At 42.6% G+C, this 26022-nt stretch carries 19 protein-coding genes and 1 pseudogene; 2 read left to right on the top strand and 18 right to left on the bottom strand.

Annotated features, from left to right (window positions below; genetic code table 11):
• Positions 1-100 precede the first annotated feature (100 nt).
• Positions 101-2689, bottom strand: a complete 2589-nt coding sequence (locus tag MKX35_RS14260) for a metallophosphoesterase (protein ID WP_076299361.1) — start codon at positions 2687-2689, stop codon at positions 101-103.
• 88 nt (positions 2690-2777) lie between these two features.
• Entirely contained in the window at positions 2778-3650 is an 873-nt protein-coding gene (locus MKX35_RS14255; RefSeq protein WP_076286561.1) for a chitosanase, read from the bottom strand.
• Between the two features lie 271 nt (positions 3651-3921).
• Here MKX35_RS14255 and MKX35_RS14250 point away from each other — a divergent pair, with 271 nt between their 5' ends.
• Entirely contained in the window at positions 3922-4761 is an 840-nt protein-coding gene (locus MKX35_RS14250) for an AraC family transcriptional regulator (RefSeq protein ID WP_076299305.1), read from the top strand.
• Positions 4762-4782: 21 nt separating this feature from the next.
• On the opposite strand, the gene MKX35_RS14245 is transcribed toward MKX35_RS14250, so the two are convergent.
• From MKX35_RS14245 to MKX35_RS14185, 13 genes and pseudogenes are all read right to left on the bottom strand, one after another.
• Complete coding sequence (locus tag MKX35_RS14245; protein ID WP_179086686.1) at positions 4783-5433, bottom strand: polysaccharide deacetylase family protein; 651 nt, start codon at positions 5431-5433, stop codon at positions 4783-4785.
• 78 nt (positions 5434-5511) lie between these two features.
• The gene (locus tag MKX35_RS14240) at positions 5512-6117 is read right to left on the bottom strand and encodes a YkoP family protein (protein ID WP_179086687.1); all 606 of its coding nucleotides are present in this window, start codon (positions 6115-6117) and stop codon (positions 5512-5514) included.
• Between the two features lie 1657 nt (positions 6118-7774).
• Positions 7775-8314, bottom strand: coding sequence for a TIR domain-containing protein (locus MKX35_RS14235; RefSeq protein WP_076299306.1), 540 nt, complete (start codon positions 8312-8314; stop codon positions 7775-7777).
• An 11-nt stretch (positions 8315-8325) separates the two neighbouring features.
• Positions 8326-9747, bottom strand: coding sequence for a hypothetical protein (locus MKX35_RS14230; protein WP_076299307.1), 1422 nt, complete (start codon positions 9745-9747; stop codon positions 8326-8328).
• Between the two features lie 108 nt (positions 9748-9855).
• Entirely contained in the window at positions 9856-11727 is a 1872-nt protein-coding gene (locus tag MKX35_RS14225) for an SLOG domain-containing protein (RefSeq protein ID WP_076299308.1), read from the bottom strand.
• Between the two features lie 442 nt (positions 11728-12169).
• Positions 12170-12580, bottom strand: a pseudogene (locus MKX35_RS14220) (MFS transporter); the annotation flags it as partial.
• A gap of 19 nt (positions 12581-12599) precedes the next feature.
• Positions 12600-13790, bottom strand: a complete 1191-nt coding sequence (locus MKX35_RS14215) for an NAD(P)-dependent malic enzyme (RefSeq protein WP_076299310.1) — start codon at positions 13788-13790, stop codon at positions 12600-12602.
• A gap of 70 nt (positions 13791-13860) precedes the next feature.
• Positions 13861-15204, bottom strand: coding sequence for a 2-hydroxycarboxylate transporter family protein (locus MKX35_RS14210; RefSeq protein ID WP_076299311.1), 1344 nt, complete (start codon positions 15202-15204; stop codon positions 13861-13863).
• Positions 15205-15382: 178 nt separating this feature from the next.
• The gene (locus MKX35_RS14205; protein WP_076299312.1) at positions 15383-16090 is read right to left on the bottom strand and encodes a response regulator; all 708 of its coding nucleotides are present in this window, start codon (positions 16088-16090) and stop codon (positions 15383-15385) included.
• Positions 16087-17694 carry a DcuS/MalK family sensor histidine kinase gene (gene dcuS / locus MKX35_RS14200; protein WP_076299313.1) on the bottom strand — a complete coding sequence of 536 codons (1608 nt, stop codon included), beginning with the start codon at positions 17692-17694 and terminating at the stop codon, positions 16087-16089. Before dcuS ends, MKX35_RS14205 begins: the two co-directional genes overlap by 4 nt.
• 156 nt (positions 17695-17850) lie before the next feature.
• Positions 17851-19383: a flavocytochrome c gene (locus MKX35_RS14195; protein ID WP_076299314.1), complete on the bottom strand. Its 1533-nt coding sequence runs from the start codon at positions 19381-19383 to the stop codon at positions 17851-17853.
• 182 nt (positions 19384-19565) lie between these two features.
• Positions 19566-19976 (bottom strand): DUF6855 family protein, encoded by a 411-nt coding sequence (locus MKX35_RS14190; protein ID WP_076299315.1) that lies wholly within the window; start codon positions 19974-19976, stop codon positions 19566-19568.
• Between the two features lie 122 nt (positions 19977-20098).
• Entirely contained in the window at positions 20099-21376 is a 1278-nt protein-coding gene (locus MKX35_RS14185) for a hypothetical protein (RefSeq protein ID WP_256716284.1), read from the bottom strand.
• Between the two features lie 270 nt (positions 21377-21646).
• On the opposite strand from MKX35_RS14185, the gene MKX35_RS14180 reads away from it, so the two are divergent.
• Positions 21647-22120 carry a hypothetical protein gene (locus MKX35_RS14180; protein ID WP_076286520.1) on the top strand — a complete coding sequence of 158 codons (474 nt, stop codon included), beginning with the start codon at positions 21647-21649 and terminating at the stop codon, positions 22118-22120.
• Positions 22121-22295: 175 nt separating this feature from the next.
• Here the strand turns inward: MKX35_RS14180 and MKX35_RS14175 are convergent, their stop codons facing one another.
• The 3 genes from MKX35_RS14175 to hcp all read right to left on the bottom strand — a co-directional run bounded on the left by MKX35_RS14175 (position 22296) and on the right by hcp (position 25993).
• Entirely contained in the window at positions 22296-23504 is a 1209-nt protein-coding gene (locus MKX35_RS14175; protein ID WP_076299317.1) for a hypothetical protein, read from the bottom strand.
• 380 nt (positions 23505-23884) lie between these two features.
• Entirely contained in the window at positions 23885-24457 is a 573-nt protein-coding gene (locus MKX35_RS14170; RefSeq protein ID WP_076286522.1) for a hypothetical protein, read from the bottom strand.
• Positions 24458-24700: 243 nt separating this feature from the next.
• Positions 24701-25993 (bottom strand): hydroxylamine reductase, encoded by a 1293-nt coding sequence (gene hcp / locus MKX35_RS14165; protein ID WP_076299318.1) that lies wholly within the window; start codon positions 25991-25993, stop codon positions 24701-24703.
• Between the last annotated feature and the right edge of the window lie 29 nt (positions 25994-26022).

Raw genomic sequence — 26022 nt, 5'->3', positions numbered from 1 at the left:
ATATTTATAGGTCTTTGCCCTTGGAAGGAAAAAGACACTAGCGTGAGCTAGTGTCTTTTAACCAGGGTACATTCGGTTAGTAATTTTGTTTTTCGAGGATTCATTGCATTCCTACCTCTGCTGGAAGCGAATTATTTCTCGTCCCCACTGCTTTAATCACGAAATTGTAGGATTTAGCAGAATCTATGCCGTTTAATGTATAGCTGTAACTCGTCTGACCGCTTACCGCCGGCACATAAATGCTCCAATTCGTGCTGACTTTATCATTCTTCTCGTAAATCCGGTAACCTCGCACCGGCTCAGAGCTATTTGCTGGTGCTTTCCACGAAAGAACAGCACGGTTCCCTGACTGTCTTACTGCGCTTGGATTTTCGACAATGCCAGGTTTGACGTCAGTCCGCTTGATACTGTAAGCATCATAGACGGCAAGGGGTTTATCTTTAACTGCTGTGTAGGATGTAAATTTCAGCACATCGTTTGTAATGGAAACATCCACGAACATTTTCTTGTTGGGCTGATCGTTTTTTGCTGCAAAAAAAGTGTCAGCGTCTGGATTAATAGCATAGAATTTCGAAGCGGCTGAGTTGCCCATTAGATACACGGTCCCTTTGGGATTCAGCACATTTCCTTGCTCATCGGTAATGACATTCTTAATCGGAACGTTGTTCAGCATTTGAAAAGACCTCATATACATATGGTCATGTCCCTCAAACACCATATCCACACCCAGCTCATCAAATACAGGAATCAGATATTTCCGGTAAAATTCTACCCGGTCGCTTTCTGCCGAAGCATTATCCCCTGAAGAATACGCTCCCTTATGCATCGAGACGAATTTCCACTTCTTGTCGGTCTTTGCCACTTGATTCCGCATCCATTCCAATTGCTTCGTGAACTGAATATCCGCTTTATACGGCGTAACCTCCCCTTCGTACTGGGAATTGATCTGCATAAACAGGGCATCACCGTATTCGAAAGCATATACAGACCCGTCATGAGCACCCGTCCCGACATCTTTTGGAAGATTAAAATGGTTATAGAAGTTATTATTCGGATAATCCTCTATCTCATGGTTGCCGATAATCGGTGCAAATGGCACATTGGCAAATTCTTTTTTCGGCACACCCAAGAACCACTGCCACAGCTGCTCCAGATCACCGTCATCCGTTAGATCCCCTGTAAGAAGAACAAACTTGGGATCTACCGTTTTCTCAATAGCTCTCTTAAAAGTATCCTGCCACAGATCGAAATTCGATTTACTTGAGCCTTGGGTGTCGGTTACGTAGAGGAAATGGAAATCCTGATTATCCGCCTTGTCCGTGGTAAAAGAACCCGCCTCGCTCCAACCGTCTGCATCACCGTTACCGGCCCGGTAGATATACTTAGTTCCAGGCATAAGACCGCTTGCAATAAGCTTGTGGCTGGCGAACTTTTTATACTTCTTGGAACTTCTGTCTCCTGATGTCATTAAGGTTTCAATAACTGTTGAGCTGCCCTCATAAGAAGTTGCCAGTTGTTCCGGGAACTCGCTTCCTCCCGCATTGGAGGCCTCCACCACTTGCACTACTGTACCTCTGACGGTTTCGGCTGTATACCAGTCAAAGGCGATACTTGTCTTTGGGTCCCCATTAAAAGTCATGTTCAGCAGCGTTGGTGTTTTGTTGCCGGTATCCGGAGACTTCGTCTTAAAGCTCCAGGTAATATCGTTCTCCGGTGACCGGCCATCCGTAGTCCCCTTAACAAGCTCTTTAGGGATGTTCACCTTGTAAGTTTTGCCGGCAGTAAAATTAGGGTGGCTGACTTTGACCGAGTCTTGACCGAGAAGCGAAGCAGAAATGTTGTTAAGAGGAACATTGTTTTCTGTGATTTCAACTTGATAACCACTGTCGAGACTGATGGCTTTATTAAACTTCACAGTGATCTCTGCATTAAGGGAAACATCTCCAGCCCCTGAAGCGGGAGTTTTGCTTACCTCAAGTGTGGGAGTGTCCCCAGGTTCGCCGCTGCTACGTGTTCCTTTAATTACTACATCTTTGATTCTACTTGAGCCTGAGCTGGACACTGTTCCCCCGCTTACGCTTTTCGTAGAGTTAACCACCCAACGGATATAGAGTACATTTTGATTGTTAGTTCCCGCAGGCAAAACGAGGTTCGTTAATTTGCAGGAATTATTGGAACAATTAAAATTGTTCTGGGCTAGAACAAGGTTGCCGCCCGCAACATCTGTCCATTCCTGCTGATCTATACTGTATTGCACCTTAAAATCCCTAGGTCCTGTACTTGAAGAAGTTTGCTGTGAAGAGAGGAAGATACCTTCGAAGCCTTGGGTAGAAAGCGTGGCAAGCCAGTATTTAGTGCCCGTTCCTTCATGCCAGCCCTGGTTGCGTACGCTGTTCTCACTGGGCTCATAGGTGTATGCATCCGTATTTGTTCCTATATCACGAATGGATGAAGCCGTTTGATATACCCCGCCTGTAGCCGGAAATACTCCGTTCTCGCCTTTGTCTTTAAAAATCCACTGGGCAATCGTTTCCTGAGCTGCAGTTACTTCGCTTGCAAGATCTTCCTCATTTCCCTCCCTTCCTGCTGAAACAAAACCGGTCAACTCCATGGCAAGCAGCAAACCTATAACCATTAGACTGATTACCTTGGGAAATCTGTTTTTGAGATAAGATTGGTGGTTATCCATTCGACCATCTCCCTCTTCATTAATCTCACTTATCATCGAACCGCCGTCTCCAAGAAGAACGGCGGTTTTGTCTACTCTCGCATTCCTGTTATTGGAGTTCCCAGTCGGTGACTTGAAGGACTGCCGAATCTGCACCCTTCAGGTCTGTCTCTCCCATGTTGAGCAAATTGCTCCACTGCTTCACACGGTTCTTGCCGTTTGGCGGATCGTTATACTCATTAGTATCTACAATCTTGGTCCGTTCTTTATAGAACTTGGTCATGAAAGTCTTCTCATCCGTGCTGCTTCCTGATTTACCCAAAAGCCCTTGAAGAGTCTCGGAACCGCCGGTAGCTCCATGGTTCAGCGCTGCATCCACGAAGGAACCAATAGTTAATGCCGAGTTAAAGCCGCGATTGCGGGCCTGCTCCACACTGTATTTAATGTAGATATTGTAGAACGTTTTCCACATAGCCTCTCTCCACTCGGGATCATTTTGCAAATTGCCGATTTTTCTGCAGAAGCTCTCTTCGCTTTCATTGATTTCGAGGATCTTCCCTTTCATCGAACCCTTGACACCGATCCGGGCCAATGCGCCTTTAACCGAAGGATTACTCGCGCCTTTGGCAGCATCATATGCCTTGAACAGATCCGGACCGTCGGGACCGGTATCATTTGAGCCGCCTGTAGTCGCACCGAATATTCCAATCGTATATCCGCGGTCATCATCAATATCTTCACAATATCCGTAAAAATTGATCCAGTTCAGATCGTCCTGCTCCGGTTTGTTGACAAGCATCATAATATTGTTCCACTGCTCACCATCCAGACCTGTGTTGTCGCGCAAGAATTGAAGTGTTGCCGGTGAGAAATTAGAATCAGGGTTCCCTGCCGCATAACTTTTCTGTTGAGATGCACTGGACAGATAGCCATAAGAAAAAATCATTGAAAAACTGAGCAGGATCATCAATGAAAATCTCATCTTCTTGGAAACCTTACTATTCGTTGAATTAAGCACCGCAATCTCTCCTTTGATTAAATAGTTTAAGCGCTTTAACTTTGAGTGGCAGCGAACCTTATCCCCAACCTAGCTGAGCATGACAGCCCTCCTTTTTCCAACACTTGGTAATTCAATTTAAGCTTATCTCAAAAAGTTTGTCCAAACAGCACGTATTTTCTTGTAATTATTAATTTTTATACATATATTGCTATAACCCCTAGATTAAGTCTACAATCCTCTTAGGAGGTGCTGAATGAAACCGGTATTTTATGAGTCTACTCTTTTTGAGATCAGCCGCAAGAAACAGGTATACACCAGCATGCCTTCAAGACACTATCATGATGCATATGAGATTCTGTATTTAATATCCGGGGATTTTTATTATTTTATAGGGGACAGAACCTACCAGGTTGCGGGCGGTACGTTGCTATTTATGGATATTCACGAAATGCACAAACTGGTTAATTCCGGCTGCAATATGTATGAACGGGTTACACTGCTGTTTAAAAAAGAATTCCTGCAGCATTTCTGCACCGGCGGTCAATGTGAGGAACTGCTCGAATTGTTCAAAAGTGATTACCGCGCTTTGAAGATGACCGGGAAGGATCAGTATTTCATCGAACAGCTTTTTCAGAAGATGATCCAGGAGGGAAAGAAGCAAGCTCGCGGATATGAACAATACCAACAAATAATATTGGTGGAGTTGCTTCTCTATCTTAATCGTAAACTATTTGACAGCCGTGTAACCCCATTAGTGGAATCCAATCGTACACATAAGAAAGTCCTGGACATCGTTAATTATGTAAATCAACATTATATGGAACCGCTTAAGCTCTGTGAGATTTCACAGAAATTCGACATAAGCTCTTCCTACTTATGCCGAACTTTTAAAGAAGCCACCGGGTTCAGCTTCATTGAATATATCAATAACATCCGCATTAAAGAAGCGCGTGATTTGCTGGTTGGCTCTTCTTTTAATGTTACTGAAATTGCGGGAATGGTTGGGTTTGATAACACCTCCCATTTTGGACGAACCTTCAAATTATTGATGGGCATCTCGCCGCTCTGCTTCCGCAAACAATTTAAGTCTTAACAGCAAAAACACTGGAATACGTCATGACATTTCGTCAAGACGAACAAATTGCAGGTTTCTTGCCTGCAGTTGGTTTAGCACTTCCTCTAAAGATTGCAGCATAAAATAAGGAGCATGCCGGTCCGCGCCCACAGTCTCACCACTGTCGTGAAGTAAAACAACGGAGCCATCGGTGATTCCACTTAACAGAGTGGCCTGCATCCGGGTTTGACAGACCCGGGTGTTCCAGTCGCCTGCCTTCAGCGACCATAGAACAATTCGATACTGTTTGTATCGAAAGAAATCAAATAGATTGATTAATCCCCAGGGTGGACGGTAATGATTGGGTCGGGTTCCGACAATAGACTCTATAATATCAGCAGAGCGGTCCAGATGTTCTCGCCTAATAGTACGGGGCAGCATCAGCCAGTTAGAGGTATGACAATAATTATGGATGCCAATCTGATGGCCTTCCCGATCCATTCTTCTGATCAGGTCTGGATACTGCTCCGCTCTCGATCCTAGCACGAAAAAAGTAGCCTTCACTTGATGCAACTTCAATAAATCCAGCAATATCGGCGTATATTTCGGATGTGGCCCATCGTCAAAAGTGAATGCCACCTGTTTTTTTACCGTTCCTTTGCGAAAGACACCAAAGCCGCTCACTCGCGTAATCAAACTTGGAATAAACATGTAAAGAGTGGCGGTACATAGTATTCCTCCTATAAGATATGTAAGAATAATTACACCTCCATATAACAAACTTACGACTTATCCAGAATAGTTCTGTCCGGGTGAGAAGCGATTCTTCAGTGAGGCCCGTGAATGAATCAGTAACATCGGGACCAGTTGTTCGGTTCGCCGACTGATTCTTTGTCTCCCTTCCGGATGCATAGCAGACAGCAGCAATCGAAGATAAATGGTGGTGATGCGTTCAAAAACACCGGACTTTATATTTTGTTGTTCAAAACCAAGACCGTGTGTTAATCCCCGATGGAGCAGTGTAATCCCCAATAAAGCCTTGACCTGCCTGAACTCGGACTGCGATTCGAAGGCTTCATTGATTTGCTGCATTGATTTACGCAGCATGCGAGCCGTTTGGAGTGCAGCACGATCCGATCCTTCGGACTGGATCAACTTCAGGATGCTTCCATTATCGAGGTGGAGCTCTCCCACCCACTCCCCCTGGTTGATGACCGTGGCGTCCTGGCATACAATTGGCTGCCCCCGGTGTTTTTTTAGCATCACGGTACATATACCAAAACTCGACTTATGCGATCCGCGAAAATGTGAAAGCAACGCAAAAGCTTTTTCCCACATCATCCAGACGGATTGCACTGTGGTTTTACGTATTTTGAAACCCAACTCATCCACCATCCTTAATACAGTTATAGTCTCTCATTTCATACATTGTACATAACAGAACTTTCTTTTTTCTTATCGGATTCTTACAAAAAGCTTAAGAACTGTTCGACTGTAACAAGGAACATAATGAACCAAATTAAATCTTTTTAACGTCCACTTCTATTTGACGCTATTCACCGGAATTTCTCTGCGCGTATATCAAATTTTTATACAACTATTTTCATTAGGACATACATTTTGGGTATCTAGTTAAAAAATCTTTTTCTGACCTCACAAAACGAGATTTTATAAGAATTGATTCACACGAACTTCCCATCAATGGCAGGTACATATGTGTCAAAACTAGCAATACCCAAAATAAAGAAAGATAGATTTGTTTGTCGCGCTTGGCAATTTTCAAAAACTTCTTCTGATAACGGGAAGCAATTCACATTATTATGAGGATATGCAATAGCAGAAATAACCCAACCAAAACGATACATTACCGAGTCTTTGCTGTTAATAAATCCATTGGGATTTTCAGATATCGAATGAAATTCAGATGATTCTTACATGATCATCATTCAAAAACTAAGTATGAAGGTTAATGGGAGTGTAATATTAACGAGTTTGCTCCTGTTCTTACTATTTGAACCTCCTAATTAAAAATCCTATATATAATAATAAGTTGATGAACAAAAGTTAGCCTACTGCCAATGCCATAAGACCTCGATTTCCATTCCCTGAAATACTCCCATAAATCTATTTAAAAGTCATCCTGTCTACAGCTAAAATGCTAATCAAATTAAGTATCAAAACAGCAACTTAATACCTCACATCGCCGAGTTAATCACTACTTATAAGATTTAATTTAAATTGCTTTCGAAAAAAATCACCTGAACCAAGCCCTCTTTTGGTAAAATTCTAAAGAAAAAAGCAGCTTTACCCTTTGTAAAAATCTCTGCTCAGGGAAAAGCTGCTTCGTCATGTCAAGATTACTGAAAGATGTATCATGCAACGGTGGGAGTAGCGGCGATTTTCGCACTATGATGAGTATCTCCGCTCTCGATTCTATCTGCTTTGTCGCTACCTGATCTAGTAGCAAAAGCATGTTAATAGATGATGTAGAAATAAAATTCAATCGATCCCATAATGTTGTAGAGATCGCAGCCGTAAATTCCTAATTTGTAGGTACCTCTGTTCGGACTAACGATCCGAATAACGCAGTAAGGACAGCCAATTCAAGTACTCCATCCATTTGATGCGCCATATTGACCAGCCCCGGTGCCGAACCTGCATCACGCGGATCAACACCAGACAGACCAAAGGATATAAATGGAATAAATAAAGGCCGACACCTAGCCCAGTACGATCAATAAAATCAGATTATCTATTTAAAACTTTAAGTCTGTCGAAATCTGGCTCATAAAGCTCATACCGATGATGACAATAAGAATCCCACTAATGAGTACTTTGGAATTTCCGTAGCGAGACACAAGCCATGACACAGCGTACATCATTTAAACTGAACCATAATCATGGGTAGAAAGGCAATGCCGTAAAGTTAAGAACTTGCCACGTACAAGCAAAAGTCTACCAATTTCCTACCTGATAAAACAAGATCCACACCACCGATTCTACTCAAAAACATTCAAATAAAAAAGAATTGCAACAAATTCAACATTAATTATTACTGTTTATTCTCACTTAACTTTTTAATTATCGTTTCGGCCAATTGAACAGGGCTGAAATTCTTAGCTTCTAAATATCCATATCTATCAGTAATACCTTGAATAGAAGTTTGGTCTAGACATACTGGCAGTATATATTCTCCATCTCTATGTTGCCTATCCAAAGCACTATCACGTTCTAAATTGCACCAAGCTTTGGTAATGTAAATCTGAGAAATAAACATTACACAAAATGACGAATTATTTGTAAATAATTGGTCTAGGTATGTGGGGAGATCCTTCCCCCACAAAGTGACGTGTTCGAATTCATCATAGAATACGTTGATGTCTTTTGCTTTTAATTCCTTAGCAATTATTTCTACATAGCTTCGATCCTCCCCAGCAAAAGACATGGCAACATCATATTTATGTTTTGGATCACTAGTCACATTATCGCCCTTAGATGTGTCTTGATTGTAATTCACGCTCCCAATAGACGTAACATTTCCATTTATTTTCCCACCATTAATTACTATCCCTTTATTATGTTTTATGTACATAGCGACTCCTTCTAAACATTACTATTTTGAAAAGTATTCTTTGCCTGATTTATAATGTTATTCTTTATGCTTCCCACCGATACAACATTCCCATTAACCTGTCCACCGTTTATCATAATCCCTTGATTGATGATCGATTCTTTGCGCTGGATAAATTCGGAAGTATCAATTCCTGTACTCTCTAGATATTCAACAATACTGTCAGTAAAACAACGTTCTATTTCCTTTTTATACATCATCAAATCTGTAGTTTGAAAGAAATATTGCATATCCGTTCTCGCTGCCATTTCTCTTATACTTTCATAAGCCCCATAATCAAATTTTTGATTAATATCAACTTGTTGTAGTAATTCCTTTTTGTTTTTCTGCCCTTTTAGAAATGCCATTCCATACTTGATCGCACGAAAGGGAGAAAGCGGCAATTGTAAAATAGCCGGTATAATAGAAACTACACCCATCTTCATAACTCGTCCAAATGGAATTGATGAACTTAACTGATCTATTTCATAAAATTGAGACTTAAGTGGGGGTACAGCAAAATAATTGGCTTCAACAAACAGATGCTTTTCGTTTTTAGTAATCCTAAAAAATGAAGAAAACACAATATTCCCTTGCCAACCAACTACTTGTACCGTTTGGTAATAGCGAACATTTTCTTCCCACTTCTCTTTAAATTCATCAACTAAAGACTCTGCAACATGCGAAATAGGAGATTCATAGAGGTTTGGGAGGAATCGAGCGTCTTCCCGAATTTCCCTTCCATTAACGAAAAGCTTATCTCGAACAGTTAAATTCGGTATTTTTAAAGAGTTCATATTTCTATCAATAAGATCATACAGTGCATAAAGTGAAAGATTGTTAGGATCAGATTCCAATCCCTCTTTTAATTTGGTGCTGCATACAAAGGACCACCCATCCACCTGATTTCCAGAACCAACAAAGGGGTTATAGCCACTGTAGTAAACAACATTCCCTTCCTGAAGTTCTTCCAATTCCTTAATACGTTCTTCATACTGTGCTTCGATTAATGACCTATTATCACCTTTCTTATCAAATTCCTTCAAGTCCTTAGCAACGGTTTTATAACCAAGATACAAATTAGACCATTTTAATATAATTGCAATTAACCAGGGGTATGTAAATAACGTCAATAAAAATCGGAAAATCCCACCTATAATTCCATAAGAGTTAAATGAGGAAAACAGTGTCCAAACTAAAACAATAGACAATAAAGTTTCGATTATAAAGTCCCTAATCTGTCCTCTGATACAATGTCTGGCAACAAGAGGAACATCAACCCCGTAAGATGGTGCTACATACCGAATAGTATTATCAATAATTTGATCAAAAACTTTAGTTCTAAACTTAGGCCCAATCTCTGCTGCTGCACACAAATACCTTGTAATATCGTACTTCGGCTTATTCATCATCATCTTCCATTCATCCAATATTTTATCTTATCATCTTAATTTCGAAATATTGTAGTTCCAGAGTCTGTAATTATCGCAAGCGTTTGATAAAGATATTCATTATGTATTGATTTAAAAGCCCAAGGATTGTAAAATTTCGTCTGCTAATAATCTGAAGTCCAAACTCGTTAATAACTTTTTATTCTGTTCCTCAGTTAAAGTGTTGATTGGGTCTCCTCCCTTCACTGAAATTTCTCTTGCCAACTCTGAAGAACGGCCTCCTACAGATCCAATAATGAATGCAGGCACCCCTTTTTGCTGAGCTAATTCTAATTCTTCATCAATCCCAGACTTAATATGTGCGTGTTGCTTTCCACCTAGTAAAATAATACCTGCTATGTCCTCATCAGCGATCATTGCTTGTCTCATAGCAGTTAAACTCTCCGCACAATCATTGTTAATATTTTCAGTTGCATATACAGTTGCTCTATTCGTCGTCTCGTTAATTGTAGCTTGAGTAACAAAATACTTCGAAACATACATATGGACAGCATTTATATAATCATTCGGACGTTGTCTTCTTGCTAAGTCTAGTATTAGATGTTGAAAAGTAGGGTGACTCCCAAAAATAATTATCCCACCTTTATCTAGTATAGCTTTTGCAAAAGAGAAAACTGCATCTGTGAGTTGTTGTTGAAACTCTGGTTCATAATCTGGAAAGGCTCCAGATATGACAACCCCTTTTTTATCCATCTGTATTTTATCAGAAGACAGATATTTTTGAAGTGATGTTACGTATTCATCAATAGAATCAACACAAATAGGTTCACTTGAATTTGTTGAGTTTAACGATGTATTTGGACCAAGTAGCAGACCCGAATCAAAGTGATAACCTAAGTCCGGATGTACCTGAAAGCCAAGTTCAGAGATTAATGGTTCAAATCCAGTTCTGTCTATAGTTTTTGGATTTCGTCCAAACAATTGAAGGACATGATTTATAGACCGCTGATAATACTGAAACTCATTGAATTTCCTAGGAATTTCCACTCGATAAATCATGTTTTTTTTGTTAATAGAAACGAGTTTGATCTTTTTAGAACTTGCAAGGTGTTGAAGTCTATTAAAATGATCTATAACAGTCATAGCGTTATTTCTACTAATCTGGAAAGCCTTATGAATTATATCCTCGACAATATTGGGTGACTGTATAAGGTCATCGATTTCCAAACATTCAAAGCTAAAGTGTGGACTGCCTGCCGGCTTAACTTTGAGAGTCACTCTACCGGAGGTTGAGCCAACCTTAACCCAAACTATTGGTAGATTTAATCCTAGAGCCATTTGGAGTTCTCTCTCCACCCACTCTGATTTTCCACATAAAGGAGTATCAATAAATATAACAGCGTCACTATTCCGCAAATTTCTCTCTATTTCCTCCTGAGCATTTTGACCTGTTTTAATGCTAATTAAGTCTCTAAAAGCTTCTACTTCATCTGCACGTCTTCTAAATTCATTGTAAAATCCTGCAGCTATCTCTTCCCCATCTATACGTCGATGACTTATGAAAATGTCCATGTGATCTACCGACATGGTTGGCTGAATTTTAGACATAATTAACCGACTCAGCGCAAATGCAACTGTATCCATATTGTTATGAGTTAATCTTCTTTGTCGCAATTGATCAACTACTTCAAAACTTTGGATAAGAGAAATAATAGGAGCTGGAGTACGTGACTCTTTATATAATGATACTGGAATGACAACACAGTTCATTAACAAAGCATGACGTAAAAGTTGTAAAACATTCTCGGAATATTCATCATTTTGTTTATTGAAAATAACCAGCACTTCATCAGATTGCAAAGAAGTTGAATGTAAGTGCATTGCTGTTTTGAGACTTCTTACATCTGTATACTCTTCTAACTCGGAACGAACTATATGGTAAAAATCATCTGCGACGGGATCATCCCCGATTGTAAGAATTGGATTAATAAGAACTGCGCCCATATTGTACCTCCGCTCTAATTTTAAAATTATTTTTCGTGCTAAATAAGTTTCAATATTTTTTCTGGTGTTTTCGAAGAAAAACTCTTTTTAATTCAAAATCCGCATGATTAATCCTTATTCCCTAACATCATTAGTTCAAGATATCTAGGCCAAATTACATAACATTATAACCTTCACCTAATGTCGAATGCTGTTGTTTAATGTATTTTTTTGAATCATCTCAATAATTTGTCATCTTACTGAAACAAATTATTCCTCGTTAAAGATCACATGGGTAATAGGTTCTTTAAGAACCCTGGAATTTGTCCAGTTGTAGAATTGAAATCAGATAAGTAATCGTTAATCTCAGCAAGGAATAAAAAAGGTAACTTCAAAAGAAGTTACCTTGAATAAACAATCGTTATGATGTCATTTCATCGTCTTTTGTTTATTGATCACAAATTTACTGGCTGTTTAACTCCCCTGCCTCCTCATGATGAATAAGACATGCTGCTAGCAACCCAATGCACAGAATACATGCCAATAGAAGAAACGTAATTAAATAACTTACATGATTCATCAATTGAAGCGAGATAATCGGACCAAAGCTTGTGCCTGTAAACAATATAAAAGTATATACAGATACAGCTATCCCGCGCATCTTGCCGCCCACTTGCCCAACAAGCGAAACAAGTGAAGGAACGGCTAGTGCGATCCCCCCCACAAAAAGGATCCTCATCACGATAAGAAGCGGCAGATTAGAAATCATCCCCATAGACGCCAAACCAATGATCGCTTGCAGCAATCCACCGCGAAGCGTTATACCTACGCCGACATGCTTAGATATTCTTCCAGCGAATGGAGAAACAAGCATAAGGCAGAGTTACCTAACATCATGTATTATTGCTTTCCATTAACGTACCTATTCTTGCCACACCACTCTTGAGCGCCGCTCGAATAACCGCTTCCCGGATACGCTCCACTACCCGTGGATCAAACGCATTCGGCATAATATAAGTTTCATGAAGATCACTGGCGTCAATTACCGAAGATATCGCCTCTGCAGCAGCCAGTTTCATATCTTCATTGATTTCAGTGGCGCCACAGTCAAGGGCTCCACGAAAAATACCGGGAAAACAGAGAACATTATTGATTTGGTTAGGAAAATCGGAGCGCCCTGTCGCCATAACCTTGACGTAAGGCGCGGCAATTTCAGGATCAATCTCCGGAGTAGGATTGGCCATGGCAAATACAATCGGATCAGCAGCCATTCTTTTTACATCACCTAGCTTTAAGGCACCGGGGGCGGATAGTCCGATAAATACATCGGCACCCTGAATAACTTCAGATAAGGAACCTCTCTCCAGATGAGGATTCGTAATTAGTGCAAACTCGCTCCAATGCGATTTATCGTAATGGACAGCACGGTTAATTGCACCCTGGCGGTCCACACCGATCAAATTTACAGCACCGGCATGCAGGAGCATCTTAGATACGGCGATACCGGCGGCTCCAATACCATTGACCACTATCTTTACATTCTTAATGTCCTTGTTGCATACTCTTAATGCATTCAAAATTCCAGCCAGTACCACAATCGCCGTTCCATGCTGATCGTCGTGGAAGACTGGAATATCGAGCTCCTGCTTAAGTCTCGCTTCAATTTCAAAGCAACGAGGCGAAGAAATATCTTCGAGATTAATACCTCCGAAGGTAGGGGCGATTGCTTTGACAATCGCGATAATTTCTTCGGTATCTTTTGTATCCAGGCAGATTGGGAAAGCGTCCACATCTGCAAACTGTTTGAACAACGCTGCTTTGCCTTCCATGACCGGCATGGCTGCTTTGGGACCGATATCGCCAAGTCCGAGTACAGCTGTTCCGTCACTAACGACCGCCACCGAATTTTTCTTAATCGTATATTCGTATGCTTTATCTTGGTCTGCAGCGATAGCCTGACACACTTTAGCTACTCCGGGTGTATATACCTTGGATAAATCCTCCATGCTTCGAATAGGGTTCTTCAAGCCGGTCTCCAGCTTGCCGCCAACATGCATCTTCATTACTTCATCCATTATTTTCATTACTGTTCCTCCTGTTAATTGCAATGTATTTTTCTCTATAAGCTTTCTGGCTGTATGCTTGACATCCTAATCAGCTCCAAAACCGCAATAGAATAGTTGCCACAATAACGGTGCTGACGCCGCCGATCCGGGTGGAGATCTGGGCAAATGGCATGAGCTGCATACGATTGGAGGCAGAGAGAATGGCTACATCTCCGGTTCCACCCAAGCCGCTATGGCAGACGGTTACAATTGCCGCATCGACAGGGTACATATTGATTTTTCTTCCCACAAAATAGCCGGAAACCACCATGCTGAAGACGATGGCAAGGCAGGTCAGCACATAAGGTAGAGAGATAATGGCAGCTACATCCTTCAGAGGAACGTATAGCATGCCCAAACCTACCATGAGTGGCCATGTCAGGTTACCAGCAACGAACTTATACAACTGGTAAGCCCCATTTTCGAATCTTTCGGGAAGTGCCTTGACACATTTGATCAGTACGGCCATCAGAATCATGACAATCGGTCCGGGTATCCCTACATAATCTGCAAGCAATGCCCCAACAATGAAGAAACTGCATGCGATCAGAAGTCCCGCACCCATCATCATGAAATCTTTGGGTTTGTTATCCGGATTGTCATGCTGTAGATCGTCACCGGATTTGACTAGTGTACCGTTACCGCTTAGATGGGGCTTTTTCTCGCCCAGACGTTTCAGGAAGCCCGCCACAATGATGGCGAATACGTTGCCGATAATTGCCGACGGGATCATCTGCGATACGTAATAACCCGCTTCGTGTCCACCCAGAATGCTTGAGTATGCAATGGAGAGAGGAAGAATGCCTTCACCGATTCCACCGCCAAGGATCGGTACGATAATAAAGAAGAAAGTATGATACATGCTATAACCTGTGAGCGTTCCTACCAGTAATCCGCCCAGAACTGCGGCAATCGTCCCGACGATCAGCGGGATGAAGATCCGCGTAATACCCGCTACCAGTGTTTTGCGATGCATACCGAGCATACTGCCACTCACCAGGATGGAGATGTACAAGTACAGAAAGTTGGCCTCTTTCATCAATGTAGTGACAGCGTCTGTCACAGTAGAGTTGAACAAATTCAAGTAAATTAACAGGGATGGGATCATAAGGGCCATGATTGCGGGGCCGCCTATATTTTTCAACAAGGGAAGCTTCATACCGATATCACTCAGCAGAATACCCAGAACCATAATGACAGCGAACCCTCCAATCATGTCATTCGGTAGCTTCCCCGCCACACTTGCAAGAAGAATGACCACTGCCAGAGCTAGATACACAGGGAGCGGAAAGACACCGACCTTAAATTGCTTACATTTTTGAATGAAGGCAGCCTTTTCTGGCAGGGGACCTTCCTTTCCTTTGGAAACAGGTGATGGAATCGTATTTTGCATTTTTCATTTCCTCCTAAACTCTTTTCTAGCCTTATAGTAGCGGAAATGAAAGCGCTTTTGTTTTTACGTAATTATTGATTGAATTATAAAAATTATTAAAGTAAGCGCTATCAAAAATAAGCAATCAAAAACCGCCGATTCCATTTAAAACACGGAACCGGCGGCCCACTCCAAGAGGCTATATGAATTTAGAAATCACAGAACTGCCGCGGGAAGACATGCGATATCGCTGTACAGGTCTTCCTATGGTGCCATAGGTCAATTCACTGTTCAGCGCTCCCATATCCGCGAGGACGGCAAGATATTTCCCAACCGAAACCCGCGAGATTCCGGAACTAACTGCAATCTCTTCAGTGCTAAAGGAAAATGCATTATGGGTCTCCACCGCTTTCCAGACCGTCCGCAGTGTATGCCGGGTAAAGCCCTTGGATAAATCCTGAACGGCCGAGGGCTCTTTCCTATACCCGGTTAGCTTATCTAGTTCAGACTGATCCAGGGAATCCTGATTGCGGAACAGAAAATGCTGCTCCTTGTAGGCGGAAAGAGCTGCGAGAAAGCGTTGAAACTCAAACGGTTTGATAAGGTAATCGACTGCACCGTTCTGAAGCGCGTCTCGGATACTGTCCTTATCGCTCGCAGCTGAAATGATAATCACATCTATTCGTTTACTGCCTCGACGGAGAGCGGACAGCAGCTCCAATCCATTGCTCTCTTTCATGTAAATATCCAGCAGAATCAGCTCGAAAGACTCATCTGCCAATTTGATCAGAGCTTCACCCACTGATTTTGCCCAGCCTTTACACTGAAAACCTTCCACTTGCTCCAGATAGAATTTATTCATCTCGGCTACCATCGGATCATCTTCTACAATCAATACACTAATCATTGACCATCACTCTTTGCTCGATAGGGTAAACTAACCGTAAATCGAGTCCCTTCTCCCTTTCCTGTTTCACAAACAATCTTACCTCCCATAGCTTTAAGGCTCCGCTCAACCAGATACAAGCCGATGCCTCGGTCATTTCCTTTTGTCGAATACCCCTGTTGAAAAATAAGCGGCAATTTCTCATCTGGGATACCGCTTCCATTATCGCTAACCGTAACTATCAGCGTCTTATCCTGATATTGAAAGCTGAAATGAATATATTTGCTGCCTCTACCTTCCGGCGCTTCCATTGCATTATCCAAAAGATTACCGACTATCGTAATGAGTTGGCAGGAGCGTTCCGGATCGCTAGGCTCCGGCAGAACCCCATCCTCCAGAAGCACCAGTCGAACTCCGGCTTCTCTGGCCCGGCTCAGCTTACCCAATAGAAATCCCGCCATCACAGGGTCCTTCACTTGTCTCACCACCGTTCCCATCTCTGCCTGTGTTGTTGTGACAGTACTTGTTATATACGCCTCCAACCGATCATACCTTTTCATATGTGTTAATCCTAATATTACATGCAGCTTGTTCATAAACTCATGCGCCTGGGCACGCAATGCCTCAGCATATAAGGAGATGCCAGATAACCTTTCCATAAGTATGCTGATCTCCGTCTTATCACGGAATGTGGCAATTGCACCTTCTACAGCTCCCTTTACATGAATGGGAACCACGTTTGCCAGTAACGTAACACCGCTATGCTCCACCTCCAAGTACTGGCTGGCTTCACCGGTTTTGAGCACTGTATTCATCCGCAGTGATGGCCAAAAGCTCTCTACCGACTGGTTCAAGGGATCATCCTGCATGCCAATGGCTGCAAGCAAACGCCTGGCTTCTGTATTAATCAAAGTAATACGTGACTCTTTATCAACGGCAATGACTCCCTCCCTAACTGACTGTAGCATGGAGTTACGCTCTTCCAAAAGCTTAGCAATAGCGGCCGGTTCCATGCCAAACATCATTTTTTTGATAACACGTGCCAGCAGAAATGCTCCCGCAGCCCCTATTAGACTGCCTATAAGCAATCCCCAATAAAGGATTCCCACGTTCTCTCTTATGGCAAGTCTGATGTTTCCCAGAGATATCCCTACTGCCACCGCTCCTAATTGTTTCCCGCTTGCAGAGAAGACAGGTGAAAACGCTCTTACAGATGGGCCCAAAGAACCCTCGGCTTCCGAGATACTTTCCCGCCCCTGCAAGACTGCAGCTTCATCGCCACCGATAAAATGCTTACCAATTTTGTCCTTGTCCGGATGGGAGTATCGGATTGCATTCATATCCATGACCACAACAAATTCCACATTGTTCAACAATCGGATTTCCTCAGTGTAGCTTTGCAATTCAGACGAGCTGCGTGATTTGTTTAACGCTTCAATAATTAGAGGGTTACGCGATAACGTACGGGAAATGATCACAGCCTTTTGTTCCAACGAGGATTTTGTTTGTGAGGAAACCTTTATACTAAATAGCACATAGACCACTAGCAGCATTATGATAAGAACTGCACCAATCATCAAAGTAATTGTAGTTTGCAGCCGAAGTGTGTGTTTGCCAATTTTCATCAGCTGTCCCTCCGGAAATTTTTCTTCATTCTAACGTATACGTGCAAGGATCGCTATGACCTTATACGCTACACCGTCATAATAACACAACAAACGCATGGCTAAGATGAGCCCAAGCGTTTGTTTGTCTAACCGAAAAGAGACAGGGGGGATAACTTATTGAGCTTTTACGAAATCAGCGGATTTCATACCCGTTTGGCGGCCGAAAATAATGATTTCCGCAACAGAGTTACCGCCGATCCGGTTTTGACCATGCAAGCCTCCGGTAACTTCGCCTGCTGCAAAAAGGCCTGGAATCGGTTGTCCGTCTTTATTTAAAACTTCTGTGTTGGTGTTGATTTTCACGCCTCCCATCGTGTAGTGAATTCCCGGGCCGATTTTAATTGCATAATATGGCGCGCCGGACAAGTCATTGTCCATTCCGGTTGTTCTGCCGAAGTCGGCATCCTGTTTATTCGTCACCGCGCTGTTCCAGGTCTCTAGTGCAGTTTTCAACTGATCTGCCGGTACGTCCATTTTTGTTGCCAAAGCCTCGATCGAATCTCCTTCGATAACGAAGCCCATTTTTTCATATTGTTCAATCGCTTTAGCGCGAGATTTTACGCCGGAATCAAATACAAGAAACGCAGACTTCTCAGGAAGCTTATTGATTGCAGCGGTGACATTATCTCTTGTATCCAGTTCGTTTGTGAAACGTTTGCCTACACTTGAAACCAGGATCGCTCCTTCCCCACGAACAGCCTCCCCAATGAGATAGGATTTTTCCTGCTGCACAGTCGGGTGAACTTGGATTTGATCCATATCGACTGTGGTACCGCCGAGCTTCTCAATCATCTTGATACCGTCACCGGTGCTGCCCGGCTGGTTGGTGGTAACGTACCCCTCCAAATCAGATCTGACTCCTGAAATCATGTCTAAATTGGCGCCGAAACCGCCGGTTGTCACCACGACAGCAGACGATGTAATCGTTTTCTCTTCCGTTTGGTCAAAGATAACTTTGACGCCATTGACCTTACCGTCTTTTTCGGTAATTTCCTTGACATTGGCGTTCACAAAAAGGGGAATGCCTTGTTCTTGTACGTTTTTCACCAAGCCTTTGACAAGGTATTGTCCTACTGCAGAGCCATCTTCAGGACGGTGTGTGCGTTTTTCGTTCATCCCGCCTGTAATCGTGATATTATTCAATCTAATCCCGATAGAATCCAGCCAATCAATCGCACTTGCGGAATTGTCTACGAAGAAACGAAGCATCTCTTTATCGTTCGTATCATGGCCACCTTTTAAGGACTCTTCATAAAACAGATCATTGCTGTCTTCAATGCCTTGCTCTTTTTGGAATTTTGTTTCAGAAGCATTCATTCCCGAAGATGATTTTGTTGTATTTCCGCCGGCAACCGGCATTTTTTCAAAAATAACCGGGTTCATACCCTTTGCTCTCGCCTCAAGTGCAGCAGACATTCCGGCACCGCCTGCACCAATAATGATGATGTCATATTTATCTTTTAGTTGATCGTACGGTGTATAGCTAGCTTTGGATGCTCCCGAAACGGCTTCAGTTTCCTTTGTCTCGTTGATCTTGCTGGTGTTCTTGTTCCCGTTTCCATTGCTGCTGTTGCTGTTGCCACATCCTGTGATAACAAGCATGACTGAGAGAACGAGAATAAGAGCAGTGGTTACTTTTTTATTCATGTTATAGCTTTGCCCCCTTGTGAATATTTTTACAATCAGCTTAACGGCAAAGGGCCTGCTCTTGAAAGTTTATGTAACTAAAAAAAACGTTTTGTAACTAAATTAATCACTGCAATGTGTACGAAAGACCACCGGTTAGGGGCATGGCTCAAAAAAAGAAGAGCCTTTAGGCTCTCCTTCGTTTACAAGATCGCTTTCATCCGATTGTTTCTTGGATTATGCTCTACTTCCGCAAGACCCAATTCTTCGAGCAACGGTGGGATATACATTCCGAATCGCCCCCGAAGTCCCTTCTTTAATCCATACCAACCGCCGACAGGGTTTTCAGGTGAACGCCCCCATGCTTCAACGGTACCTTCTTTTGCTGGTTTTTGCTCATCAGCACTTCCTAACTCCATCCAATCACCATTTTGTATAAGCATGGCGTGCAGATCTTCAATACAGCGGTAGTCATAATGCAAAACCGTTTTCCTTACAGTGCAAACTATAATTTCTTTACCGTCTTTTTCGACCTTATACATTTCATACTCGGATGTTTGCGGTGGTGTCTTTAACTTCCAAGGATTTTCCTTGGTTCCTGTAGCTGTCGTCATATTTTCAACTCCCAAAGTAACTCACAAAATTAGTAAGTTCTACTCATTTTATTATATTTGCATCACCTTACTATACTTCATTACCTTTATTCGTCATACTCAGTATAAGAAAGCTTGCACTATCATTCCAAACTACTCAACTCCACCACATCTCCACTAGTGGCCTTCACAGCATAATTACAATCTAACTTCCCGCACAGCACATACTTCTTCTGCCCAGGATCATACACATAGACGGGTGTTAATTCGAACCATCCCTTGAGCTTGTCATAAGCTTCGTCATGGCTTACAGAAATCCCCTCTTCGCTCTTGAACTCATCAAACATATCGAGCATTGGCTTGTTATCCATATAATTTATAACCTTATAATTCTGCACATCGATGAACAGGAGGATCTTACGCTGGAATATACGATTACTTGGCGCCTTCATCCTCAGTGTTGCCTGAATATGTCCTCTTTCCCGTTGAAAAGTCTTCAACATCCATTCTCCGGATTCATCCGGAAAGAGCTGGCTTAAACCAGCTTCGACTGCGGCTATACATTCGGCTTGTTCTGCGTCTGTGATAGGAAATGAGTCCGGATGCGGCTCACTAGCTATTGCCTGCTCAATGGAAACTACCTCAAGTAGGCGTATCTCCGTCCTTTCGAACGGCTCCAGCTCCGTATTCTGTTGCTCCCAATGTATTACTTGATCAATATTCAGTCGTGCTCTCGTACCTGATATAAACTCAAATGGGATGGTGGTTGTTCCGTCATTTGAAATGTAGATTTCTTCTATCCCATAGATCGGCAGGAGTTGCTTCGTCTCGTACACCGGATATTCTATAAGCTGTAGTTGTTTCCTCGCCTGTGGCTCTATCGTTTGAAGTGTGAGAGTATAGTTCTCTTTGTGCACAATGGAGCTGGAAGGAAACTGGCCATATACACTGTAAAAAACAAGCCTGCCTTCCGCATCGAAGCGAAGCTCGATCCGTCCACCAGGAGTGACTGGTATGCTACCTATTTTTTCAATAAAATGATATTCTCCAATCTGTTCCTTCTCTAAGTGGAATTGTTTACCGTATACAATCCTTGCCTCATCTTCAATCCACCGGATGACTCCGTTAAAATCTATATTTTGGAATGGTGTCCCATTCGCATAAGATATCCCGCCAACAAAAATCACACTTTTATAGTTGCGGGATTGTAGGTCAATCGTGATGACGGCAGTTCCTTCCGGATTGTAATCGCCCTTCCTTTCCTTCATATGTGCAGGAAACCATTCCATACTAAGAAAATAGTTGGTCTCTCCCAGTATCGTAACGTCGCGATAAATTTCATGAGATTGTAAGTAGTAGTTGTCCAATCCATATTTTTGCTGTGTAGCATCAAGCAGTTCTTTGATTCGAATATCCATCATAGTGCACCCCATAAAATTGATGCCTACATCATACCATTACTTAGTGTTGATTACGAAGCGCAGCAGCGAATATTCGAGTCGATTGTTACTTATTAAATAGTAAAATCTTCTGAATATTCTACATGCTCATGCAATGGGCTTTGCTGATGTTCAGAAAATGATCAGTAGCTTGGGTTTTAATAATGCAGAGTGTAATAATATTTTGCACAACCTTCACCAGAATTCTATACGTGAATAATGACCAAAAATTTTTATTGGAGGTAAATCATCATGAATGACATCATCGATGGAAATGCGGCGTTAATACAATTTTTCCCACTTCCAGCGCATCTTTATAGTAAGGATATTGCTTGTATTGTAACTGTTGCTTATGCAGAAGAGCAGGGACCAAATTTAACGGGCCTCATAAATGCTCTATACTCCAAGGGATATATAAACCTTGATCACCTACTAAATTCCTCATGGAAAAAACTATACCAAGTTCCGAGGTTGGGACACAAAAGACTGATGCTTCTACTTAATTTACTAGAACGAATTTCTGCAGATCCCAAAACCATAGAAAACCATACAATTGTCCCTCGTGTTACAATGCAGAGTAAAAAGGATATTAAAGAATTAACTTTAAAGAGGATTATAAAGAAGTATAACGAAACATCTGTGGTGGTATTAACTGAAGCTACCGAAAAAGAAGCTCGTATAAAGAAAATTAAAGATAGACTCCGTGAAATGGGGTTAATCATATAACAATATCCCGCCAGTATAATGTAGTGCATTCTTTAAATTGGGAGGGTTAAATGAGAGAAGGAGCAATAGAAGTACATTCTTTTACTTACCTTCCATTGCTCCTAATTACATATTTTTTTGAATCTTTTCTTAAAAGATTGTAGCTGTTCAAGGCTTGTAATGACTTTCAATTCATTCAGTAATCGCGCGATGCATCGAACCAGCGTTGAGCCATCTCCTCTGTTATTGGCTGACCAATCAGATGATCAGACTGGCTGAGTTGCCATACCGCTTCAGCAAGGTCTTCTCGTTCGGTGGTTTCGATGCCTTTGAGGTTGTTAAAGCGCGCGGTGAAGGCAGAAATGGCTGCCTCGGCTTCGGCAAAGGTTCGGGCCTCGGACAAAGTTGCCTGTGCAACGTTATAAGCTTCATTAGCCAGCTTGGCCAGACGTTTAGGCCAGGACGAGAACGGGCGGCCGAACTCTGTCGTCCACCACTCAGGCTTTCGTAATTGGCTCACTGAAGCATGGTCGGTCCAAGGGCGTGCTTCAGCTCGTTTTTTCATTTGCTGTTTCAGATGCTTGCCAGCGATCTCTTCCACATTGTAGGCGATGAATCTGTCAAGCAACGGCCAGACGTTCAAGGTAGGAAGCTCCCCCAGATCCGGCATGAAACGTAGCTCCAGATTCGTTAATTTGGCATGTTGAGCCAATATGTCCAGGTCGCAGAAGTTCCCCCACAAACTCAATGAGTTAAGGTTTGGATACCGATTTAGACACTCCAGCGAGATAGGCTGTCCCAGCGGTGTGTTCTGTAGCGTCAAGCTCGTTACCTGGTGCAACTCACCCAGGTCGGGCAGCAAGAAAGGAATATCATTCTTGCGTCGGCCGGTACGCGGCGCTAGTGTCAGGGATGATGGCATATCGCCTGTGGCCGAGAAGCGTGTTAGATCGCCGGACACACTCAGACGGAAAGACCGCTTTGGAAGCTTTAGGCTAAGGGAACTCCCGGATGGGGCCAACTCGATATGCAAGCCATACAAATTGGACTGACTGGTGTCCACCACCGTGTCTGCAGACAGGATCGGTGTCCACGTCATCTCTTCAATGGGCCGTTTCTTTGCCCAGTCAAAAAAGCCTGGGTCACTGCCTGTATAATGTAGAAATCGTGGCCAGGGAGAGCCAGCCGGCGTGGCAAAGGCATCGAATACGGTCCAATCGATTTGCGCATCAGACGCGACATGAAGGTCTGCCTTCTTCCCCAATTGCGACGGACCAATAGATAGACTACCCACACCAGGCTTAATGACAAGAGTGTGACTGCATGGACCTGTCAGATCGATAGGATAACTACCAACTTCTCTAACAGAACCAGCTGAAGGACGAGCTTGGTTATCATTTGGCATTTCTATCATCCTTTCCACTAAAACACATCAAGATCAATTCGACGTGAATTAACTGCTAATTGAACTAATATTCGCGGTTAAAGAACTATCGTCTGATCAATAAATTAGGAGACTTCCATGTATTTTCTAATTCCTCTAATGGCAGCAGTTCATCTGTTATTTTCTGAAATCGCTTCTTCGCACTCTTTCGACAAGAGCCACTGCTTCATAACTTCAAACGCCTGCCCAGCATCCTGTTCATAAAAGACGGCGGTGTTGGCCGGGATACGATGTACATAAATACTCCTCCTGTTTACAGAGAATCAATGGCATACGAACAATACCCAGATAACAGATAAACTTTAACGCAAACATGATTCCGGTATTCCTTCATACTTTTTTCAAAATTCATATGTCCCAAAACGTTCTCTGAGAGTTTCTTCATGCGGGATCCACTCCGAATCACTCCATAAAGACATTCTTACGATTTCTGACAGCTTATCTACGGCTTGTTCCGGTCTCGTAATACTAATGAGGTCCTCAAAATCCTCAATACGGATATCCAACGCTTTCCGCAAGTAGTCATCATTAAGACGCTCTTCTTTGAGTTGTTCATATTCATCCCTCGTCCACTGTTCACAAAAGATTCTTTCGGCTTGAAGGTTTCCATTCTCGAAAAACGACAACTCGAATATTTCCTCATTCATATATCCGACGGTCATCACTGGCTCCTCGATAAGCGAGGACAACGTTTTGCCGATCTCCTTCACCGTACCCCATACAAAATAATCGTGGAGCACGCTGATCCAGTTCTCGTTGTTTTTGCTTACGTACATGACAACTTTGATCTCTGTAGCCTCATTATTTGACTTACCTAATATTTCGCCATGCCTTTCGCTTAGCTTTCTTAATGCTTCGACAGTGTTCTCAAGGTTGTTCGACCTGATATGCAAATTTGCGAATGATCTTCCCACGAGATGGCCTCCTCTAATCGCTTATTTACTTAGCCGAATTCTTGTTTATATGCTATAAATTGGTTCTATGAATGTATCTTATTTCCATTATAGTGATCGCTTGTCCTAAGTCTACCTACTTTTCACCTGAATTTTGGAAATGACCGCTACGCTCCCACATAAAAAAGGAGGATGTCCCTCCGTCATTTTATGACTTTTGGGACACCCTCTGTCGAACTATTCCACATAACATGATTATTAAACCTACGACAACGCCAACATCGCGTTCATATCTTCTTCAGCAGTGGTAATCAGCTTTAACCCAAAGAGCTCTACCAACACATCCAACACCCCATCCGAGATAAACTCAGGCGGTTTCGGTCCGATACGAATATCCTGAATGCCAAGACTGAACAAACCAAGCAGAATGGCTACCGCTTTTTGCTCAAACCAGGACAGCACGATGCTGACAGGCAGCTCGTTCACCGTACAATCAAATGCCTCAGCCAGAGCTAAAGCAATCTTCACCGTAGAACCAGAATTATTACATTGCCCAAGGTCAATATAACGCGGAATGCCTGTGTCTCCAACAGTTCCATAATCTACGTCATTAAAGCGGAATTTTCCGCAAGAAGTGGTTAAAATGACGGTATCGTTCGGTAAGGATGTCGCCAACTTGCGGTAATAATTCCCACCTTTACCTGGCGCATCACAACCTGCAATGACGAAAAACCGGCGGATATGCCCATCTTTGACAGCCTGAATGATCTCTGGTGCCAGCCCGATTACTGTTTCATGATGATATCCTGTCGTAAGTACCAGATCTGACTCTACATCAGCCGCAGGTAATGACAACGCACGATTAATTAGGGGGGAGAAATCGTCATTCGTGATTTTCGCTACACCTTCTAGTCCTGCAACTTCATATGAGAAAAAGCGGTCTGCATACGTACCTTTAATCGGCATCACACAGTTTGTAGTTGCAAGAATCGCACCAGGAAACTGCTCGAAAAGTCTGCGTTGATCGTACCAAGCTTTGCCGATGTTGCCTTTCAGATGTTTATACTTCTTGAGCGCTGGATAGCCATGGGCAGGTAGCATTTCCGAGTGGGTATAGATGTTGATGCCCTTTCCTTCCGTCTGCTGCAGCAATTCCTCGAGTGCATACAGGTTATGCCCTGTCACCACAATACATTGACCTTCAATTTTATTCTGGCTGACTGTGATTGGTTGTGGAATCCCAAAGCGGTCCGTATGCGCACGATCCAGCAGATCCATGACGCGAACCGCCGCATCTCCAACCTTCATCGCCATTTCCAAATGCTCCTGCGTATTAAAGTTGGAATTGGTCAAGGTCATGTACAAAGCTTCGTGGGTAATACGATCCACTTCAGGATCGCTATATCCTAGCTGCCGAGCATGTGTTGCATAAGCTGCAATTCCTTTTAAGGCAAAAATCATCGTGTCCTGTAAACTCGCAATGGTTTCATTTTTGCCGCATACTCCAACAACGGTGCAACCGCCAGTCGGTGTCTGTTCACACTGGTAACAAAACATATCGTTATCCTCCATATTTAGATAATCTT

The organism is Paenibacillus sp. FSL R5-0923 (genome assembly GCF_038009145.1).
In the GTDB taxonomy this organism is placed as follows: domain Bacteria; phylum Bacillota; class Bacilli; order Paenibacillales; family Paenibacillaceae; genus Paenibacillus_AQ.
This window is presented reverse-complemented; position numbering and strand designations above follow the sequence as displayed.

Excerpts from the sequence above, each read along its gene's own strand:
- MKX35_RS14260 (WP_076299361.1), bottom strand. The coding sequence starts at position 2,689 with ATGGATAACCACCAATCTTATCTCAAAAACAGATTTCCCAAGGTAATC.
- MKX35_RS14205 (WP_076299312.1), bottom strand. The coding sequence starts at position 16,090 with ATGATTAGTGTATTGATTGTAGAAGATGATCCGATGGTAGCCGAGATG.
- dcuS (WP_076299313.1), bottom strand. The coding sequence starts at position 17,694 with ATGAAAATTGGCAAACACACACTTCGGCTGCAAACTACAATTACTTTG.
- MKX35_RS14190 (WP_076299315.1), bottom strand. The coding sequence starts at position 19,976 with ATGACGACAGCTACAGGAACCAAGGAAAATCCTTGGAAGTTAAAGACA.
- MKX35_RS14215 (WP_076299310.1), bottom strand. The coding sequence starts at position 13,790 with ATGAAAATAATGGATGAAGTAATGAAGATGCATGTTGGCGGCAAGCTG.
- MKX35_RS14250 (WP_076299305.1), top strand. The coding sequence starts at position 3,922 with ATGAAACCGGTATTTTATGAGTCTACTCTTTTTGAGATCAGCCGCAAG.
- MKX35_RS14235 (WP_076299306.1), bottom strand. The coding sequence starts at position 8,314 with ATGTACATAAAACATAATAAAGGGATAGTAATTAATGGTGGGAAAATA.
- MKX35_RS14195 (WP_076299314.1), bottom strand. The coding sequence starts at position 19,383 with ATGAATAAAAAAGTAACCACTGCTCTTATTCTCGTTCTCTCAGTCATG.
- hcp (WP_076299318.1), bottom strand. The coding sequence starts at position 25,993 with ATGTTTTGTTACCAGTGTGAACAGACACCGACTGGCGGTTGCACCGTT.
- MKX35_RS14255 (WP_076286561.1), bottom strand. The coding sequence starts at position 3,650 with ATGAGATTTTCATTGATGATCCTGCTCAGTTTTTCAATGATTTTTTCT.
- MKX35_RS14245 (WP_179086686.1), bottom strand. The coding sequence starts at position 5,433 with ATGTTTATTCCAAGTTTGATTACGCGAGTGAGCGGCTTTGGTGTCTTT.
- MKX35_RS14225 (WP_076299308.1), bottom strand. The coding sequence starts at position 11,727 with ATGGGCGCAGTTCTTATTAATCCAATTCTTACAATCGGGGATGATCCC.
- MKX35_RS14180 (WP_076286520.1), top strand. The coding sequence starts at position 21,647 with ATGAATGACATCATCGATGGAAATGCGGCGTTAATACAATTTTTCCCA.
- MKX35_RS14240 (WP_179086687.1), bottom strand. The coding sequence starts at position 6,117 with ATGGTGGATGAGTTGGGTTTCAAAATACGTAAAACCACAGTGCAATCC.
- MKX35_RS14185 (WP_256716284.1), bottom strand. The coding sequence starts at position 21,376 with ATGATGGATATTCGAATCAAAGAACTGCTTGATGCTACACAGCAAAAA.
- MKX35_RS14175 (WP_076299317.1), bottom strand. The coding sequence starts at position 23,504 with ATGCCAAATGATAACCAAGCTCGTCCTTCAGCTGGTTCTGTTAGAGAA.
- MKX35_RS14210 (WP_076299311.1), bottom strand. The coding sequence starts at position 15,204 with ATGCAAAATACGATTCCATCACCTGTTTCCAAAGGAAAGGAAGGTCCC.
- MKX35_RS14230 (WP_076299307.1), bottom strand. The coding sequence starts at position 9,747 with ATGATGATGAATAAGCCGAAGTACGATATTACAAGGTATTTGTGTGCA.